The organism is Enterobacter sp. CM29 (genome assembly GCF_013179605.1).
Taxonomy (GTDB): Bacteria; Pseudomonadota; Gammaproteobacteria; order Enterobacterales; family Enterobacteriaceae; genus Enterobacter; species Enterobacter intestinihominis.
The window spans coordinates 24,886-43,229 of the sequence record NZ_JABMCU010000002.1 but is presented as its reverse complement, the minus strand read 5'-3'; the positions used below and the strand labels follow the sequence as shown (position 1 = coordinate 43,229).

Annotated in this window: 12 protein-coding genes; 7 read left to right on the top strand and 5 right to left on the bottom strand. The window is 56.0% G+C overall.

Annotated elements, in window-relative coordinates; translation table 11 throughout:
• Positions 1-22 precede the first annotated feature (22 nt).
• Positions 23-1,336, bottom strand: coding sequence for a TolC family outer membrane protein (locus HP459_RS00635; RefSeq protein ID WP_223862012.1), 1,314 nt, complete (start codon positions 1,334-1,336; stop codon positions 23-25).
• A 756-nt stretch (positions 1,337-2,092) separates the two neighbouring features.
• Here HP459_RS00635 and HP459_RS00630 point away from each other — a divergent pair.
• The gene (locus HP459_RS00630; RefSeq protein ID WP_022648061.1) at positions 2,093-2,836 is read left to right on the top strand and encodes a DeoR/GlpR family DNA-binding transcription regulator; all 744 of its coding nucleotides are present in this window, start codon (positions 2,093-2,095) and stop codon (positions 2,834-2,836) included.
• 13 nt (positions 2,837-2,849) lie between these two features.
• Positions 2,850-3,917 (top strand): oxidoreductase, encoded by a 1,068-nt coding sequence (locus tag HP459_RS00625; protein WP_171935813.1) that lies wholly within the window; start codon positions 2,850-2,852, stop codon positions 3,915-3,917.
• 41 nt (positions 3,918-3,958) lie between these two features.
• On the opposite strand, the gene cybB is transcribed toward HP459_RS00625, so the two are convergent.
• From cybB to HP459_RS00610, 3 genes are all read right to left on the bottom strand, one after another.
• Positions 3,959-4,489, bottom strand: coding sequence for a cytochrome b561 (gene cybB, locus HP459_RS00620; protein WP_023300059.1), 531 nt, complete (start codon positions 4,487-4,489; stop codon positions 3,959-3,961).
• Between the two features lie 508 nt (positions 4,490-4,997).
• On the bottom strand, positions 4,998-6,437 hold the full coding sequence (aldA, locus tag HP459_RS00615) for an aldehyde dehydrogenase (RefSeq protein WP_032624297.1): 1,440 nt from the start codon (positions 6,435-6,437) through the stop codon (positions 4,998-5,000).
• Between the two features lie 199 nt (positions 6,438-6,636).
• On the bottom strand, positions 6,637-7,431 hold the full coding sequence (locus tag HP459_RS00610; RefSeq protein WP_171935812.1) for a YdcF family protein: 795 nt from the start codon (positions 7,429-7,431) through the stop codon (positions 6,637-6,639).
• A 391-nt stretch (positions 7,432-7,822) separates the two neighbouring features.
• Here HP459_RS00610 and HP459_RS00605 point away from each other — a divergent pair, with 391 nt between their 5' ends.
• The 5 genes from HP459_RS00605 to HP459_RS00585 all read left to right on the top strand — a co-directional run bounded on the left by HP459_RS00605 (position 7,823) and on the right by HP459_RS00585 (position 14,168).
• Positions 7,823-9,142: an MFS transporter gene (locus tag HP459_RS00605; RefSeq protein WP_032624298.1), complete on the top strand. Its 1,320-nt coding sequence runs from the start codon at positions 7,823-7,825 to the stop codon at positions 9,140-9,142.
• Between the two features lie 164 nt (positions 9,143-9,306).
• On the top strand, positions 9,307-10,953 hold the full coding sequence (locus tag HP459_RS00600; protein ID WP_087878632.1) for an MFS transporter: 1,647 nt from the start codon (positions 9,307-9,309) through the stop codon (positions 10,951-10,953).
• Between the two features lie 22 nt (positions 10,954-10,975).
• Positions 10,976-12,058 (top strand): HlyD family secretion protein, encoded by a 1,083-nt coding sequence (locus tag HP459_RS00595; protein ID WP_022648054.1) that lies wholly within the window; start codon positions 10,976-10,978, stop codon positions 12,056-12,058.
• Positions 12,055-13,434: an efflux transporter outer membrane subunit gene (locus HP459_RS00590; protein WP_171935811.1), complete on the top strand. Its 1,380-nt coding sequence runs from the start codon at positions 12,055-12,057 to the stop codon at positions 13,432-13,434. Before HP459_RS00595 ends, HP459_RS00590 begins: the two co-directional genes overlap by 4 nt.
• Before the next feature lie 74 nt (positions 13,435-13,508).
• A complete protein-coding gene (locus HP459_RS00585) occupies positions 13,509-14,168 on the top strand; it encodes an O-methyltransferase (RefSeq protein WP_171935810.1) in 660 nt (219 codons plus the stop codon).
• Positions 14,169-14,251: 83 nt separating this feature from the next.
• Here HP459_RS00585 and hrpA read toward each other — a convergent pair whose 3' ends face one another.
• Complete coding sequence (gene hrpA, locus HP459_RS00580; RefSeq protein WP_171935809.1) at positions 14,252-18,154, bottom strand: ATP-dependent RNA helicase HrpA; 3,903 nt, start codon at positions 18,152-18,154, stop codon at positions 14,252-14,254.
• Positions 18,155-18,344: the final 190 nt, after the last annotated feature.

The following is an 18,344-nucleotide window of genomic DNA, read 5'->3' as shown; positions in this document are numbered from 1 at the left end:
CGCGCAGAAAGGCGCGCCTTTTTTAACTCAAATCAGGTAATTTCGCGGCAGCGTTTTTCTCTATTCCGATAAGCGGCATGAGATTATCCACCGCGGAGGCGTAATTAATCGCCGCGCTCCAGCCATCGTATTCAGCCATTATTTTCGCTGAGGTGGCAGACCAGACATCCTGCTCCACGCTGAGCAGATCGTTAATGCTGCGCTTGCTCAGGGTATATTCATTTTTGTAGACGTCGCGGGCGCGCAACGCATTTTCCAGCTGACGTTTTCCGGCCTCCATACGTCCTTGCGCCCCGGTCCAGTCGGCCTGTGCGACGGAGGCTTTTTGCAGGACATCAAAACGGGCCTGATCGACCTGAGACGATGCCATTGCCCTTGCGCCCTCGGCCTGACGGACGCGCGCCGAGACCGCGCCGCCCTGATAAAGCGGTGCATCAATATTGAGCTGGATCTGATCATCCCAGTACGCGCGATTATCAGACTCGTACCGGGTGCGGCCCCCTTTCAGGCTTAAGGTTGGCCAGTGCTGAGACTTCGCGGTTTCTACGCCGTACTGGGCTGATCGCTCCATGTTCTGCGCGGCCATCACCGTTGGGATCAGTGAATAATCAATCCGATTGAGAGAATCCGGCTCCACGGCCAGACCTCCCGGAACCGGTGAATAGCGTTCAGTCTGTATGCCAGTCAATACCGCCAGCCGCGCGCGGGCGCTATTGAGGGACGCATTGTACTGCTCTACCGTCGCCTGCATTCCGGCAATACGGGTGCGGGTCTGAAGCTCATCAGAGGTGGAGCTTACGCCTGCATCGGCGCGGAGTTTTGCCAGCTGCTCAACGTTTTTAAGCGCCTGCACGTTCTCTGTTGCCGCCTGTAACAGATCGCTGTAGCGTTTCACTTCCACATAGCTGAGGGCCGTTTTTTCCGCGACGGCAGACATCGTGCTCATCAGCTGGTAGCGATAGCTGTCACGCTGAGCTGAAGACTGGCTGATGCTGTTATTGGTCTTGCCAAAATCGTACACAAGCTGCGTCAGGCTCAGCCCCCAGGCTGCGGAATTTCGCAACGAGCCGCTCGAATCGGTGGTCTGGCTGTGACCCGTACTCCCGTTCAGGGCTATTTGTGGCATCCAGCCACTACGCGCTTCGTCTATTTGTGCCTGGCCAATCCCCAGCTGTGCAGCCTGCTGACTCACCGACGGGTCGCGGTCAAGAGCGAAAAGAATACTTTCTTTCATCGTCATTGCCGCAACGGGAGATATCCCTACCAGACCGTTAGTTGCATGAGCCGCAGTCACCACCAGTGAAATTAAGGTCAGGGAAGCAGATAATCTGAGCATCCTGTTATTGCATTTCATCTTTATAATACCCCCGGACTTCAGGTGATGGCTAAATAATTACCAGGAAGAGGTACAAATAATTCACCCTATTTACCCCACTCCTGTTTGATAAATTCCGCCAATAGTCGACCACACCCATTTCAATTGAGATGAGAGCCGTTCAATCTCTTTTTTTCTTTTAAGAATTTACTTAAATATTTATTGATTCGCAGCATAACAAAATGTGATATGAGCGACCACACCTGTAGTGTTAATGCGGTGTTACAAATAAGAAAAAAGATGGGGTTTCTGGACAAATGGCTATTAGATGCGTTTACGCTGAAACATATAAACCCTCTGTAATTTAAGGAAAATTCTGAAACACCTTGATGTACATTTTTGCGTTTATTTCATCGCGAATCAGACACAAAGATTTTCAAAGAACTGTCAATTTAAGTCATTCGCTGATTAATATTAAATTATTTTACTTTAAAAAGAATATCTAATAGATATAAGCACCAATTTATATTTATAATCTGGTTTTATATTCTTATTCGAACTCCTTATTCGGTAGCTTTAACCAAATCTCTATGTAAAACATAGCGTTAACATCAGGTCTAAACGATACATACATGTTTTTGATGACTGATTAATGCTAATTCAATATTCACCTTATCAAACTGTTTTTGGACAACATCCCCCTCCTGTTACGATTCCCTTTCCTGTAAAATGCTGTAAACTGCATAGTATTGCGACATTTTGCAGGATACTGCACCCATGCATAAAACCGCCAGACAGAAATATGTACTTGAAATTATTACTGAACAAGGCCAGGCCAGCATCACTGAGCTGGCAGAAAAGTTGCAGGTTTCGGCGGATACCATCCGTCGCGATCTGACCGATCTGGAAAAACAGGGACTGGCGCAAAAAAACCATGGCGGCGCCATCGCGCTGAATCTCTCGACGATGAACCGAGTTAGCAGGAATACCTTACTGCCTGAAATCAAGCAGCGGCTGGGTAAACAGGTTGCGCAGTGCGTACCTGCGGGCTCGACGCTTTTTCTGGACGCCGGAAGCACACTTCTGGCCGTTGCCTCTTTCCTGCAGGGACCGCTGACCATCATCACCCCTTCTCTTGATATCGCCCAGCAGGTTAGCGATCGGGAAGATATCGATCTGATCCTGCTTGGTGGAAAGTGGGATCAGAAACAGCGCCTGTTTGCCGGAAGCGCCACCCTTTCGCTGCTCTCTCGCTACCGGGCGGATATCGCCATCCTTGGCGCATGCGCCATTCATGCCGAGCTCGGATTGAGCGCCAGTCAGGAGGCGGATGCCGAGGTGAAGCGTGCCATGCTGGCCGCAAGCCAGGCGCACTGGGTAGTCGCCGATCATCTGAAACTCAACCAGTGCGAACCTTATCTGGTTTCAGGGTTATCCCAGATTCATCAACTGTTTTTAGATCGTCCCTGGGCAGAGCTCGGGGACCATAGCGCCGTGCAGGTTACCGTTTGCGCGCATTAACGTGGAGAAGGTCATGAATAAAGTGAAGACAATGAATATTGCGCTGATCGGGTATGGTTTTGTGGGTAAGACGTTTCATGCCCCGCTGATCCAGTCCGTCGACGGCCTGAAGCTGGCGGTGGTCTCATCCCGGGATGAAGAAAAGGTCAAACGCGATCTGCCGGACGTCCTCGTTGTTGCCACCCCTGAAGAGGCTATTCAGCACCCGGATATCGACCTGGTGGTTATCGCCTCCCCTAACGCGACCCATGCGCCGCTGGCCACCCTGGCGCTCAACGCCGGCAAGCACGTAGTGGTGGATAAGCCATTTACGCTGGATATGCAGGAAGCGCGAGATCTGATTGCGCTTGCGCAAGAAAAACAGCACCTGCTCTCTGTCTTCCATAACCGCCGCTGGGACAGCGATTTTCTCGGCATTAAGCAGGTGATTGAGCAAGGCAGTATCGGCAAGGTAAAACACTTTGAATCGCATATCGATCGTTTCCGCCCGGAGGTTCGCGTGCGCTGGAGAGAGCAAAATGTTCCCGGCAGTGGCCTGTGGTTCGACTTAGGCCCGCACATGATTGACCAGACGCTACAGCTTTTTGGTCTGCCGCTGTCGGTACAGGGCAACATCGCCACCCTGCGTGACGGTGCGGAAATTAACGACTGGGCGCACGTGGTGCTGAACTATCCTGAACACAAAGTGGTCCTCCATTGCAGCATGCTGGTGGCAGGCGGCGTTGCCCGCTTTACCGTCCACGGCGATAAGGCCAGCGTGGTGAAAGCGCGCATCGATCAGCAGGAAGCCCAGCTTCTGGCAGGCGTCATTCCGGGTAGCGAAAGCTGGGGGGAGGACAGCGACGCTATGGTGCTGTTTAATGCCCAGGGTGAAGCCAGCGCTATCCCTGCGCCAAAAGGCGACCAGCGGCAGTACTATATAAATGTGCGCGATGCCCTGAACGGCAAGATTGACAATCCGGTCCATCCGGTGGAAGCCCTGGCGGTGATGGCGGTGCTGGAAGCGGCGGTAAAATCTTCAGAAACGGGTACAACTCAGGAACTGGACTTAACGGCGCAGGAGCGCGCGCAACTGCAATAAGCCGCAAAAAAATGCCCTGCGGGTTGGCAGGGCATTATCGGTCACTGACGCTTTTTCGGCATCATGCGCAGCAGCGTATTGTCTTTCCAGAAATAGTGATGCATCAGCGCGGCAAAGGCGTGCAAACCAATCACAAAATACCCCAGATTCGCCAGCGTTACGTGCCACGCTTTTAGCGTATCCACCAGGTCAAAATTCCCCTCCGCCGCATGCGGCATCGTCAGGCCAAACGCAAACCAGTCATTTCCCCGGTTATACATCATCACCATGCCGATCAGCGGCAGCGCAATAAACAGCAGGTAGATAACCAGATGCCCCAGATGGGACAGCCCGGTGATCATCGCTTTTGGTTTCGGTTGAATGGGCGGAGCCGGGAATTTCAGGCGGATAAGCAGGCGCGCCACCATCAGCACCAGGATGCTAATCCCGCAGGAAACGTGGATCATATTAATAAGCGGACGATCGGTTCGCGGGAACCAACCTCTGAATTCCATGGCGCAATAGGCCATAATCACTAACAGAAAGACCAGCCAGTGAATGCTGATTTGCAGACCCGTATATTTTGTGCGCATGTTGTTTCCCGATAAATAACAGTTATCGCGCCAACATAACCACCTTTCCTGAAAATGTGAACCCCCTTTTACGGAGGGCCGAGTATTCCCAGTTATTTGAAATCAGAAGCATTAACGTGCCTTCAGAATAACGGAGGGATTACAGCGATGCCCAGGTCCGGCTGTAAATCGCTGAGGCGTTTGCCTTCCGGCCGGGGCGAGGCGCAGGGATGCGCCGAGAGGGCGGGCTTTACAGGGATGTTACCTCCGCCCGTCCCCGATAAGCCGGAAGGAATAAGCCGAAGGGACCGCGAAGCGGCGATTTACCGCCGGGAGCCCGGGTCGCCAGGGTGGTGGCGACTGAGCCACCCTGGCACGTTCACCGGTCATTTTGTTACAGAGTAGCAAGGAACCTAAAGTGAACGGAATGACCACCAGAGCCGTATGTTCCCCTCACCCTAACCCTCTCCCCAAAGGGGCGAGGGAACTGCTCCGTGCACACATTATCTCGCATGGAGGGGGCTCCTGATTACGACTGCAAATAGACTACCTGCGTCTGCAAATACTCATTCAGACCGTGTTTGCCATCCGCCCCGCCGATCCCGGATTTCCGCCAGCCCGCATGGAAGCCCTGCATCGCTTCAAAGTTTTCACGGTTAATGTAGGTCTCGCCGAACTTAAGCCCTTTAATGGCTTTCATGGCGACATTCAGATCCTGCGTATATACAGACGAGGTTAAACCGTAGTCGCTGTCGTTGGCCATTTTCAGGGCCTCTTCCAGGGTGTCGAAAGCCACCACCGGCAACACCGGGCCAAAGGTCTCTTCGTGCATGATGGCCATGTCCTGATGTACGTCCAGCAGCAGCGTTGGGGGATAAAAATACCCTTTACCCTCTGCCGCTTTACCGCCAAGGACCACTTTAGCCCCTTCCTGCACCGCGCGCGCCACCTTCTGCTCCACACGCTCCAGCGCGGCGGCGTTGATCAGCGGCCCCATGGCAATATCCGTTCGCTCAGCCGGATTGCCAAACTGGACGGCTTTCATTGCCTCGCCCAGACGATTCACAAAGCGGTCATAGATCCCCTTCTGGACATAGACACGTTCCGCACAGTTACACACCTGTCCGGTATTGATGACGCGTGAATCCACAATGGCCTTCACGGCCAGCTCAAGGTCGGCATCGTCCATCACGATGGCCGGGGCTTTACCACCCAGCTCCAGCCCCACTTTGGTGATGTTTTTCGCAGCCGCAGCCATGATCTTTTCACCCGCCCCGACGCTGCCGGTCATGCTGACCATCGCCACTTTCGGGTTCCCGGCCAGCTCCTGTCCGACGGTTTCACCGCGGCCCAGCACCAGGTTGAAGACGCCTTTCGGCAGGCCAATCTCGTCGACGATTTTGGCAAACGCAATGGCGTTGTTTGGGGTAAATTCGCTCGGTTTGATAACGATGGTGTTGCCGGTGATTAGCGCAGGAGCGAGCTTACGGGCAATCAGGAAGAAGGGAAAGTTCCACGGCAGAATGCCGGTGGTGACGCCAAGGGCGCGCTTAAACACCAGAATATTCTCGCCCGGACGGTCGCTCTGAATGATTTCCCCTTCATAACGGCGCGCCCACTCGGCCATATAGTCGATATAGTCAGCTGTAAAGTTAACTTCCACTTCCGCCAGCTGCTGGATCTTGCCCCCTTCGGCCACAATCAGCGCGCTGATTTCGCTGACGCGCTCGCGGATCCCGGCGGAAATTTTGCGTAGCCAGCTGGCGCGTTCAATGGCCGGCAGCGCCTCCCAGCCAGCCTGCGCGCGCTCTGCCGCGTCAATGGCCTTGCGGGCGTCCTCGGCGGTGCCATCGGGAATACGGGAAATGACCTCTTCCGTGGCCGGATTGATCACGTCAATCCAGGCATCACCCTGCCAGGCAACAAACTGTCCATCAATATACATAGGATGTTGTACGGGTACTGTCATAACCTGCTCCTGTAATCACACTGTTTTTAACAAGTAAACTTAATGTTAAAAACTATAATTACCGGGGCAATTGCCTACTCTATGAGTCTGTTTTTGTGAGATATCTCATAAAAGAAACGGGTCAGCCCGTTTCAAAAATCACAAATCGTCAACAAAGGCTGCCCGTTTGCGTAAAAGATGGCGCAAACGGGCAAGAGCATTACAGCAGAGAACGGCTCACCAGCGCGTCGGTGAGAATGACGTCATTTCGCAGGATCTGCCACGCGGCGTCCACGTCGGCAGGGATATCGACATGGGCAATGAAATCACGTCCCGCCGGACCGTAGCCGTTGATGTCGTCCCTGAGTCGCGGAAATTCACCCAGCACCAGCGACAGGTAACGTTCTACCGGCCATAACCCCTCGACCGGGCCGCTGAACACCAGACCGTCGTCACTGTTTTGCAGCACGGGCGTCAGGCCGGGATGACTCATCCATGCGGGCGATGCAGCCTCGTCGCGGCAAACGCGGGCAAACGTAGCCATTGTGCGACGCTGCATCGTCGGGTCCTGCACTACCAGCACCCGGGCGGCGTTCAGTCCGGACTGCTTCATCAACGCCCGGCTGAAGCGGGCGTTTTCGCCACAGTTGGTCGACTGATCCTCAACGTGAAGATGCTCAGCCGGAATGTTCCAGAATTCACGGGCGATGTCGGCCAGAATAGCCGCCTCAGCCCGCCCGGTGGTGGGTATCCTGTTATAGCGGGGGTGCTTAGCAATCGCGGCGTAGAGGAAGGTCGTCGAGTGACCGATCCCGCCGCTGATGATCAGAGGAACCCCCTGTTCAGCCGCGATTTTACAGGCAGCATCAATCGCGGGGATCACCGCGTTACCCGCCAGAATCACCAGATCAACGGGCTGGTTGTCCTGATAGTCGTCCTGAGCAAGCCACGCCCCAACGGTGTTCACGGCGTCGAGTGTTGTGCCAGGCAGACAGGGGAAAAGTGCCATTGTCATCGTTACCTCCTTACAGCATTAATCTTTAGAGTACTTCACACAACGGGGGTGAAAAGGAGATCACTCTGAAAGCCGAGGTGCTCATTACGCTGCATATTTGTCATTTTGATGAAATAACCAGAAACATCCAAAAACAATTGGGTTGCACCCTGAGTTTGTGCTTTTGATTATCTGCCCTTCAACACATCCTGCCACAACAGCGTGCTGAAAAAGCACCAGTTGCTGCTTAATCCATCGTGATCTGACCCGTTTTAGTTCTGGCTGACTTGCCAAACGTAACATCCAACCCTAAGTTGCTTAACAATTTCACAACCATTACACACCGACAGGTTGCACCTGAAGCGCGCCAGGTAACACCTCTATTATCATCCACGTGGCGGAGTTTTGAGTCATGACACAACATGAGAGCACGACAACGGTATTGCGGAAAAACAAAAAGGTATTAATTGCCAGTCTTACGGGAAGTTCTATTGAATGGTTTGATTATTTTCTCTATGGCACCGCTGCCGCGCTGGTGTTTAACAAGATTTTCTTTCCGATGGTCGACCCGGTAATCGGGCTGATCCTCTCCTATCTCTCCTTCTCGTTGACCTTCTTTATTCGCCCCATTGGCGGCGTTCTCTTTGCACATATCGGGGATCGTATCGGTCGCAAAAAAACGCTTGTCCTCACCCTTTCATTGATGGGAGGTGCAACCGTGATGATTGGCCTGCTGCCCACCTACGACATGATCGGGATGTGGGCGCCCGCGTTGCTGATCCTGATGCGTATTATTCAGGGGATGGGTATCGGCGGTGAATGGGGTGGCGCGCTGCTGCTGGCTTATGAGTATGCTCCAGAAAAACGCAAAGGCTTCTTCGGCAGTATTCCGCAGGCGGGCGTTACCATCGGCATGTTGATGGCGACATTTATCGTCTCGCTAATGACGCTGTTCAGCGAAGAGGATTTTCTCTCCTGGGGCTGGCGCATTCCGTTCCTGCTCAGTTCCGTGCTGGTAATATTGGGGCTTTGGATCCGGAAAGATATTGACGAAACGCCTGATTTCCAGAAAGTGAAAAAATCCGGCCAGGTTGCGAAAGCTCCGCTGCGCGACACCATAAAACACCACTGGCGTGAAGTGCTAATTGCCGCCGGGCTTAAGGTTGTTGAGACAGCACCGTTCTATATTTTCTCCACGTTTGTGGTGAGCTACGCCACTACCACCCTGACCTATCAGAAATCCCAGGCGCTGGAGGCAGTAACTCTTGGCGCACTGGTCGCCACTATCATGATCCCGCTGATGGGGCTGCTCTCCGACAGGGTTGGCCGCCAGCGTATGTACGCCGTCAGTGTCTTCGTGCTCGGCCTGTTTATCGTGCCCTGGTTTATGCTGCTGAATACCGGTACCACCTGGGGAATTGTGCTCGCGACCGTTATCGCTTTTGGCGTACTGTGGGCACCGGTGACGGCAGTTCTCGGCACGCTCTGCTCTGAAATTTTCAGTGCCAACGTTCGCTACACCGGTATCACGCTGGGTTATCAACTTGGGGCCGCGCTGGCGGGCGGAACGGCACCGCTAATAGCTACCGGACTGCTGGCGAAATACGACGGCGACTGGGTACCCGTGGCCTGGTATCTGGGCGTGACGGTCGCTATCTCCCTCATTGCAATTTTTTGTGCCAGCCGCATCAACCGTGAACGCCACCTTCAGGCGCAGCCGGAACAGCGATAATATTATTGCGGCTCCGTTCGCGAGCCGCACTTTTTCTTCATCATTCCCTCTACATTTGATTAACATACAATATTCGTATTCACTTGAATTATGATTTGCGTCAGCCGTAGAATCATTAGCCCGCTCACAATTCAACATTTTTAAAGGTAAACCCCGTTATGCGCCTGCCCCAACGCGATCCTTATGCTCCTCGCGAGTGGCAGCCACACGAGAAACCCGCTCTGCTGGGTTCCCCTTCCACCCCGGAACATCCGACGTCGAAACGGATCGCCTATGGCGTGGTCGGCCTGCTGGTGTGCCTGACCGGGGCGCTGGGTAACGCGGTCGTCACCGCCAATCTGCAAAATCTGCAAGGCACCTTCGGCGCCTGGTCGACTGAAATCGCCTGGCTGCCTGCCGTCTATGTCATGACTAACGTCTCTATCAACCTGCTGCTGGTAAAGTTTCGCCAGCAGTACGGTTTGCGCGCGTTTACGGAAGGCTTCCTGGTGCTGTATGTGCTGGTCACCTTTTTCCACCTGTTTGTGAACGATCTCAGCTCGGCGCTGATGGTACGGGCGGCACACGGGATGGTCGCCGCCGCGCTCAGCTCGCTCGGCATTTATTACCAGATACAGGCCTGGCCCGCGAAGCACCGACTGAAGGCGCTGACCATCGGCATTACCGGTTCGTCGCTGGCGATACCGCTGGCGCGGCTGTTCTCCACCGAGCTGTTGCAGCTTGATGAGTGGCGTGGGCTGTACTTCTTCGAGCTGGGTTTGGCCCTGATCTCACTGGCCTGCGTGATGGTGCTGAAACTGCCCCCGGGCGATCGACGCAAAGTTTTCGAGAAGAAAGATTTCATCACCTTCTTTTTGCTTGCGCCCGGTATGGCGCTGTTGTGCGCGGTTCTGTCGCTAGGGCGTCTGGAATGGTGGTTTGAAACACCGTGGATCGGCTGGGCGTTGGCTCTCTCGCTGGTGCTAATTGTCTGTGCAATCGTCTTTGAACATAACCGCAGCAACCCGCTGCTCAATACCCGCTGGCTGTCCAGCGGCAGCATCGTACGCCTGGGGTTGATTATGCTGCTGATCCGCATCGTACTGGCGGAACAGAACACCGGCGTCATCGGCTGGCTGCAATATGCAGGCCTACAGAATGAACAGATGACCCATCTGGCGTGGTCTATTTTCGCCGGAATCGTCTGCGGTATCGTCACCAGCTGTCTGACGATCAAACCCACTAAGCTGGCCTGGCCGATTATCACCTCGCTGGCGCTGATGATTGTTGCTTCGCTGCTGGACAGCCAGTCCAACAACCTGACCCGGCCGGATCAGCTGATGTTCAGCCAGTTCCTGCTTGGTTTCGGCAGCGCTTTCTTCCTCGCCCCTGCGATGCTGGCCGCCATTGGCGGGGTGATCGCCGATCCACGCAATCTGGTCAGCTTTTCCGTGATGTTTGGCATGAGTCAGAACCTTGGTGGCCTGCTGGGTTCTGCAATCCTTGGTACCTTCCAGACCTGGCGCGAGAAGTACCATTCCAGCCTGCTGGCTGACCAGCTCACCACCCTCAACCCGCTGGTGAACGAACGCATTCAGCTTTACACCCAGATGTATAAAAGCCTGGTTGGCGACAGTTCCCTGTTGGGAACCCAGGCCATTATTCAGCTTCAGACGGTGACGACGCTTGAGGCAAACATTCTGGCTTACAACGATACTTATCTCCTGACGGCGAGCATTGCCACAGCCACGCTGGTCTGGATTTTATGGCGCTTGCTGCGCCTGCGCATCACCGCCCGTATGGCCCTTAAGAACGCCACTGGCAATAAGTAATGACTATTTTTCAGGAGAAGTTATGAGTCAGCAGGATGCCGCCAAAGAGCAGGCCAACACCCGCAAAAATGTACGCGTCGTTTCCATTTTCACCGCCGCGGCTATCGGCATTGTCGGGGTGCTGGTGATCCTTTATGCCTGGCAGTTGCCCCCGTTCACGCGTCATACCCAGTTTACTGATAACGCCTACGTGCGCGGCCAGACCACGTTCATCAGTCCGCAAGTCAACGGCTACATTACTGAGGTCCATGTTCAGGATTTTGTGCAGGTTAAAAAAGGCGACCTGCTGTTGCAGATTGATGACCGGATCTATCGCCAGCGCGTCCATCAGGCCGAGGCGCAGCTGGCAATGAAAATTGCTGCGCTGAACAACAACCTGCAACAGCGTAAAAGCGCGGAAGCGGTGATTGCCAAAAACGAAGCGGCACTGAAAAACGCCCGTGCCCAAAGTCTGAAAACCCAGGCGGATCTGAAACGCGTGAAGGATCTGACCGCAGACGGCTCCCTGTCCATTCGCGAGCGCGATGCGGCGCTGGCCAGTGCCGCCCAGGGGAGCGCCGATATCGACCAGGCGAAAGCAACGCTTGAGATGTCGCGCCAGGATCTACAAACGGTTATCGTCAATCGCGCTTCGCTGGAAGCGGACGTTCAAAATGCGAAAGCCGCGCTGGAGCTTGCGCAGATCGATCTGCAAAACACCCGCATTGTCGCGCCGCGTGACGGTCAGCTCGGGCAGATTGCGGTGCGTCTTGGAGCGTACGTCACCGCCGGGACGCACCTTACCACGCTGGTCCCGCCGCAGCACTGGGTGATCGCCAATATCAAAGAGACGCAGCTGGCGAATTTACGCGTCGGACAGCCAGTGAAATTCACCGTCGATGCGTTAAACGATAAAGCCTATCAGGGCCGCGTGGAGAGCATATCCCCGGCCACAGGCGTCGAGTTCAGCGCTATTACCCCGGATAACGCCACGGGCAACTTTGTTAAAATCGCCCAGCGCATCCCGGTACGCATTGAGGTACTCGGTGAGCCGGAGGCGTACCGGCTGCTGCGCCCTGGCATGTCGGTGCAGGTCACCATCGACACGCGGGAGGCAAAACAATGACGCTTCGCCCGATAGCCGGCCTGCTGATGATGGCTATCCTAGCGGGTTGCCAGTCGGTTGACGTAGAGCCCGCCACATCGTCCCTGCACATCCCGGCCCAGTGGCGCGCGACGTCGGGGCCAACCAGCCCGACAGAGCAGCTCTGGTGGCGTAATTTCCACGACAGCAATCTGAATCACTATGTGGATCAGGCGCTGAAGAACAACAGCGACGTGCTGATTGCCCGCGAGCGGATTAACGAGTATCAGGCCCGGGTATACGCCGCCGACGGCAGCCTGTTCCCGTCGCTTGACGCGGGCGTGACCGGGACGCGCGCGCGCTCGCAGTCCGCCGCAACAGGCCTTCCGGTATACGGTACGTTGTACAAAGGCAGCCTGACCGCCAGCTACGACGTGGATATCTGGGGGGTAAACCGCAGCACCTCCCGTGCCGCCGAAGCGTCGCTGGAGGCACAAAAGGCGGCGGCCGCGGCGGCAGATCTCACGGTCGCATCGTCGGTGGCCTCCGGGTACGTCACCCTGCTGTCGCTGGATGAACAGCTTCGCGTTACCCAGTCCACGCTGAAATCGCGTGAAGAGGCGTTCAATCTTGCTAAACGACAGTTTGAGACGGGATACAGCTCTCGCCTTGAGCTGATGCAATCGGATTCTGAGCTGCGCGCCACCCGCGCTCAGGTTCCACTGCTTCAGCACCAGATTGCGCAGCAGGAGAATGCGCTCAGCCTGCTGCTGGGCAGCAACCCGGGTGACGTTGTGCGCGGTGAAAGCTTTGATGCCCTGATGCCGCTGAAACTGCCCTCCCAACTGCCGTCGACGTTACTGAACCGGCGTCCGGATATCGTCCAGGCTGAACGTCAGCTGATTGCGGCGGACGCGACGCTGGCGGCATCGCGTGCCAGCCTGCTGCCGTCGATCAACCTCACGGCCACAGGATCGGTGCAGGATCGCACGCTGTCGGGATTGCTGGATAACCCCCTCCAGCTCTGGAGCGTGGGCGGCAGTATTCTTGCGCCGCTGCTGAACCGACAGGCGCTGAATGCACAAGTGGATATCTCTCAGTCTCAGCGTAATCAGGCGTTGTACAGCTACGAAAAAACCGTACGTAATGCGTTTGCCGAGGTGAATGACAGCCTTGATGCCATCACCCGTTATCAGGAACAGCTTAACGAGCTGCTGGCTCAGCAGGCGGTCGCGCAGGAGACGCTGCGGATAGCGCAAAACCGCTACCGCAACGGGTACTCTTCTTATCTGGATGTGCTCGATGCACAGCGCACGCTGTTCTCGGTGCAGACCAGCGTGGTACAGGTGAAAAACAACCTGCTGCTGGCGCAAATTGATTTGTATAAAGCGCTGGGCGGCGGTTGGGTCAGTGCGTGAAAACATGCCGGGTGGCGGCTACGCCTTACCCGGCCTACATTTCGCCTCTGGCGATACCCCCAAGGAGTCAATCTATGCAACAGCAGTGGTGTTCAGTAGATAATTACATGATTTCGTCGCTTATTCCTGAAGATGAAGTTCTCCAGAACGTCCTTGAAAACAACAAACGCGCCGGTTTACCCGAGCACGACGTTGCCGCAAATCAGGGGCAACTGCTGGCGCTGTTTGTCCGCATGACGCAGGCGCGTCGAATACTGGAAATCGGTACGCTGGGTGCATATAGCTCAATCTGGATGGCGCGCGCCCTACCGCCGGACGGAAAGTTGATTACGCTAGAAGCGGACCCGACACATGCCGCAGTTGCACGACAGAATATTCATCTTGCGGGACTCGGCGATCGTATCGAACTGATTACAGGCCCGGCGCTAAAGTCGCTCGAGAATTTCGGTGACGTCCCGCCCTTTGACCTGATCTTTATTGATGCCGATAAGCCAAACAATCCCGGCTACCTGGAGTGGGCGCTGCACTACTCCCGTCCCGGCACGGTCATAATCGGCGATAACGTGGTGCGCGACGGCGAGGTGGTTAACGGGCAAAGCGACGATGCACGCGTGCAGGGGGTACGGAAGTTTATCGAGATGACTGGAGATAACCCACGCTTAACCGCCACCGCGCTGCAAACGGTGGGCGTTAAGGGGTGGGATGGGTTTACGCTAACGATGGTGGAACGATAAAAAAGCCGGGTGGCGGCTACGCCTTACCCGGCCTGCATGTTCTCCCGTAGGCCCGGTAAGCGCAGCGCCACCGGGCAATGGTTTTAGCCGGAGATCTGCTCCATCGCCTGCAAGATACGCTTATCCGAAATGGGATACGGCGTACCGAGCTGCTGGGCGAAGAAGCTGACGCGCAGCTCCTCGATCATCCAGCGGATCTCCCGCACGTCGTCGTCATCGCGACGCGCTGGCGGCAGTTTGTTGAGCCACTGCTGCCACGCCTGCTGCACGTTTTCGACTTTCAGCATCTGCGCTCGATCGCGATGCGGATCGACCGCCATTTTCTCCAGACGCTTCTCAATCGCCTGCAAATAACGCAGCGTATCACCCAGACGCTTAAAGCCGTTGCCGGTGACAAAGCCGCGATACACCAGCCCCGCCATCTGCGCCTTCACGTCCGACAGACCCAGGGCCATGGTCATATCCACCCGCCCCTTCAGACGCTTGTTGATATTGAACACGGCGGTGAGGATCTGCTCGACCTGTTTGGCAATCTCCACCACGGTGTCGTTCAGCTCCGCGCGCACCTTTTCATGAAGCTGAGCAAAGCCCTCTTCCGTCCAGACCGGACCGCCCGCCTCGTGGATCAGTTTGTCCACACCGCAGGAGATGCAGTCGTCGATCAGATCCAGCACCTTACCGTACGGGTTAAAGTAGAGCCCCAGCTTGGCTTTGTTCGGCAGCTTCTCGTGCAGATACTTAATCGGCGACGGGATGTTAAGCAGCAGCAGGCGACGCAGCCCGCGCCACATCATCTGCTGTTGCTCCTGCGGATTGTCAAAGAGCTTAATCGCCACGCTGTCGCGCTCATCCACCAGCGCGGGCCAGGCTTTCACCTTGTAGTTCCCGCGCTTCTGCTCATAGCTTTCCGGAAGCTGACCAAAGCTCCAGATGTGCAGCCCGCTCTGCTCAATGCCGTCATCGGCCACCGCAGAGAGCGTCTCCTGGACTTTACCTTTCAGCGCTTCTTTCAGCTCCGTCAGAGAACGGCCTTCGAGCAGCTTTTTGTTTTTATCGTCCACTACGCGGAATGTGATTTTCAGGTGATCGGGCACCTGATCCCAGTTCCAGTCGTCGCGGTCAATGGTGGTCCCGGTCATGCGTCGGAACTCACGCTCCAGTGCGTCCAGCAGCGGCAGTTCCAGCGGCGTGACGCGGCCTAAAAACGCTTCGGCGTAGTTCGGCGCCGGTACAAAGTTGCGCCGCACTGGTTTAGGCAGGGATTTGATTAATGCAATGACCAGTTCGCGGCGCAGGCCGGGAATTTGCCACTCAAACCCGCTCTCATCCACCTGGTTTAACAGCGGCAGCGGAATGTGCACCGTCACGCCATCGGCATCCGCGCCCGGCTCAAACTGATAGGTCAGACGCAGCTTCAGGTTGCCCTGATGCCAGAAGTTCGGGTAGTCGAGCTTGCTGACCGACTCCGCGCCCTCTTTGATCAGCATGCTCTTTTCAAAGTTGAGCAGGTCCGGGGTCTCTTTGCTGGCTTTCTTCCACCAGCTGTCGAAATGGCGCGCCGAGATCACATCGTGGCTGATGCGCTGGTCGTAAAACTCAAACAGCGTCTCGTCGTCCACCAGAATGTCGCGACGGCGGGACTTGTGCTCAAGCTCTTCCACCTCGGCGCGCAGCTTGAGGTTTTCGCGGAAGAACGCATGGCGCGTCTGCCAGTCGCCTTCCACCAGCGCATGGCGGATAAACAGCTCGCGACTCAGCGCCGGGTCAATCTGGCTGTAGTTAACCTTACGCGCTGCAACCACCGGCAGGCCGTAAACGGTGACTTTTTCCGTCGCCATCACCGCGCCCTGCCCGCGCTCCCAGTGCGGCTCACTGTACGAGCGTTTCAGCAGGTGCTGCGCCACCGGTTCAACCCACTCTGGATCGATACGCGCGGCGATACGCCCCCACAGACGGCTGGTTTCCACCAGCTCGGCGACCATGGTCCACTTCGGCGGCTTCTTGAACAAACCGGAGCCCGGGAAGATGGAGAAACGCGCGTTGCGTGCGCCGGTAAATTCCTGTTTATCCGCATCCTTCATCCCGATATGAGACAGCAGGCCGGTCAGCAGGGCGATGTGAATTTCGCGGTACTCCGCCGGTTCACTGTTCACCGGGATGCCCAGCTCTTTCACCACCTGGCGCAGTTGGGTGTAGATATCCTGCCACTCGCGCACGCGCAGGTAGTTGAGGAAATCCACCCGGCACTGACGGCGGAACTGATTCGAAGAGAGCGCTTTTTGCTGCTCGCCGAGGTAGTTCCACAGGTTGACGAATGCGAGGAAATCGGACTCTTTATCGTGGAAGCGACGGTGTTTTTCATCCGACGCCTGCTGTTTGTCCATCGGACGCTCGCGCGGATCCTGAATGGAGAGCGCCGAGGTGATGATCATCGCCTCGCGCACGCAGCCGTGTTTTTGCGCCTCCAGCACCATGCGCGCCAGACGCGGGTCGACCGGCAGTTGACTAAGCTGGCGGCCCAACGGCGTTAGCTTGTAGGCCGTCGCCTGCTCGTCGGTGGTAATGGCACCCAGCTCTTCCAGCAGCCGCACCCCGTCCTGAATATTGCGCTTATCCGGCGCTTCCACAAACGGGAAGGCGGCGATATCGCCCAGCCCCAGCGCGGTCATTTGCAGGATAACGGATGCCAGGTTGGTTCGCAGGATCTCCGGATCGGTAAACTCCGGGCGCGACAGGAAATCGTCTTCCGAATAGAGACGAATACAGATCCCTTCCGACACGCGGCCGCAGCGGCCCTTACGCTGATTAGCTGACGCCTGCGAAACCGGCTCGATCGGCAGACGCTGAACTTTGGTTCGGTAGCTGTAGCGGCTGATGCGCGCCGTACCCGGGTCGATCACGTATTTAATGCCCGGTACGGTCAGCGAGGTTTCGGCCACGTTGGTCGCCAGCACGATGCGGCGCCCGCTGTGCGGCTGGAACACGCGGTTCTGCTCGCTGTTGGACAGGCGCGCGTACAGCGGCAGGATCTCGGTATGGCGCAGATCGCGCTTGCTGAGCGCATCGGCGGTATCGCGGATCTCACGCTCGCCGCTCATGAAGATCAGAATGTCGCCAGAACTCTCGGTGCCCAGCTCGTCGACGGCATCGAAGATGGCCTGAAGCTGGTCGCGCTCGGTATCGTCCGCCTCTTCTACAATCGGGCGATAGCGCACTTCAACCGGGTAGGTTCGGCCTGAGACTTCAATGATCGGCGCATTATTGAAATGTTTTGAGAAGCGCTCCGGGTCGATGGTCGCGGAGGTGATGATGATTTTCAGATCCGGACGCCGGGGCAGCAGCTCTTTCAGGTAGCCGAGCAGGAAGTCAATGTTCAGGCTGCGCTCGTGCGCTTCATCGATGATGATGGTGTCGTACTGCATCAGCAGACGATCCTGCTGGATTTCCGCCAGCAGGATACCGTCGGTCATCAGCTTAACCATGGTGTTATCGCTGACGTGGTCGCTGAATCGCACCTTGTAGCCGATGCAGCCGCCCGGCTCCGTTTGCAGCTCGTCGGCAATACGGTTCGCCACGGTGCGCGCCGCCAGACGACGCGGCTGGGTGTGACCGATCAACCCTTTCACCCCGCGGCCTAATTCCATGCAGATCTTCGGCAGCTGAGTGGTTTTACCTGAACCGGTTTCCCCCGCGACGATCACCACCTGGTGGTCGCGCACGGCCTCAAGAATGTCCTGTTTTTTCTGGCTGACGGGCAGGTTTTCCGGATAGGTAATCTCCGGGCGTGCGGCTTTACGCAGCACAACTTTCCCTGCCGCCTGTTCAATCTCTTTGGCCATCTCCTGGTAAATGGCCTGTTGTGCATCAGGATTTTTAACCTTCTTAACGCCGTGCAGACGGCGCGCAAACCGCTGTTTATCGCGCAGCATCAGCGAATCAAGCTGTTGCATCAGCACCGGGAAGGATAATTTCTGTTGTTCTGTCATAGCGTTAACGGGCAGTGCACTGCCGGATAAAATCTCTTTTTAATGATTGCTATAGAGTACCACATCAGTGCTTTTCGCGCCTTATTCAAAAAATTCGAACATAGGCTTCGATATATTGCGCTATCCCTGTGGCAGGATTGTGAATAAAGTGTCAACAAGCAACGGGGCAACCCCCTCAATCAAATACAAA

What these genes read in the sequence shown, in the direction of transcription:
- HP459_RS00625 (WP_171935813.1), top strand. Translation starts at nt 2,850, where the DNA reads ATGAATAAAGTGAAGACAATGAATATTGCGCTGATCGGGTATGGTTTT.
- HP459_RS00590 (WP_171935811.1), top strand. Translation starts at nt 12,055, where the DNA reads ATGACGCTTCGCCCGATAGCCGGCCTGCTGATGATGGCTATCCTAGCG.
- HP459_RS00605 (WP_032624298.1), top strand. Translation starts at nt 7,823, where the DNA reads ATGACACAACATGAGAGCACGACAACGGTATTGCGGAAAAACAAAAAG.
- hrpA (WP_171935809.1), bottom strand. Translation starts at nt 18,154, where the DNA reads ATGACAGAACAACAGAAATTATCCTTCCCGGTGCTGATGCAACAGCTT.
- cybB (WP_023300059.1), bottom strand. Translation starts at nt 4,489, where the DNA reads ATGCGCACAAAATATACGGGTCTGCAAATCAGCATTCACTGGCTGGTC.
- HP459_RS00595 (WP_022648054.1), top strand. Translation starts at nt 10,976, where the DNA reads ATGAGTCAGCAGGATGCCGCCAAAGAGCAGGCCAACACCCGCAAAAAT.
- HP459_RS00630 (WP_022648061.1), top strand. Translation starts at nt 2,093, where the DNA reads ATGCATAAAACCGCCAGACAGAAATATGTACTTGAAATTATTACTGAA.
- HP459_RS00585 (WP_171935810.1), top strand. Translation starts at nt 13,509, where the DNA reads ATGCAACAGCAGTGGTGTTCAGTAGATAATTACATGATTTCGTCGCTT.
- HP459_RS00610 (WP_171935812.1), bottom strand. Translation starts at nt 7,431, where the DNA reads ATGACAATGGCACTTTTCCCCTGTCTGCCTGGCACAACACTCGACGCC.
- aldA (WP_032624297.1), bottom strand. Translation starts at nt 6,437, where the DNA reads ATGACAGTACCCGTACAACATCCTATGTATATTGATGGACAGTTTGTT.
- HP459_RS00635 (WP_223862012.1), bottom strand. Translation starts at nt 1,336, where the DNA reads ATGCTCAGATTATCTGCTTCCCTGACCTTAATTTCACTGGTGGTGACT.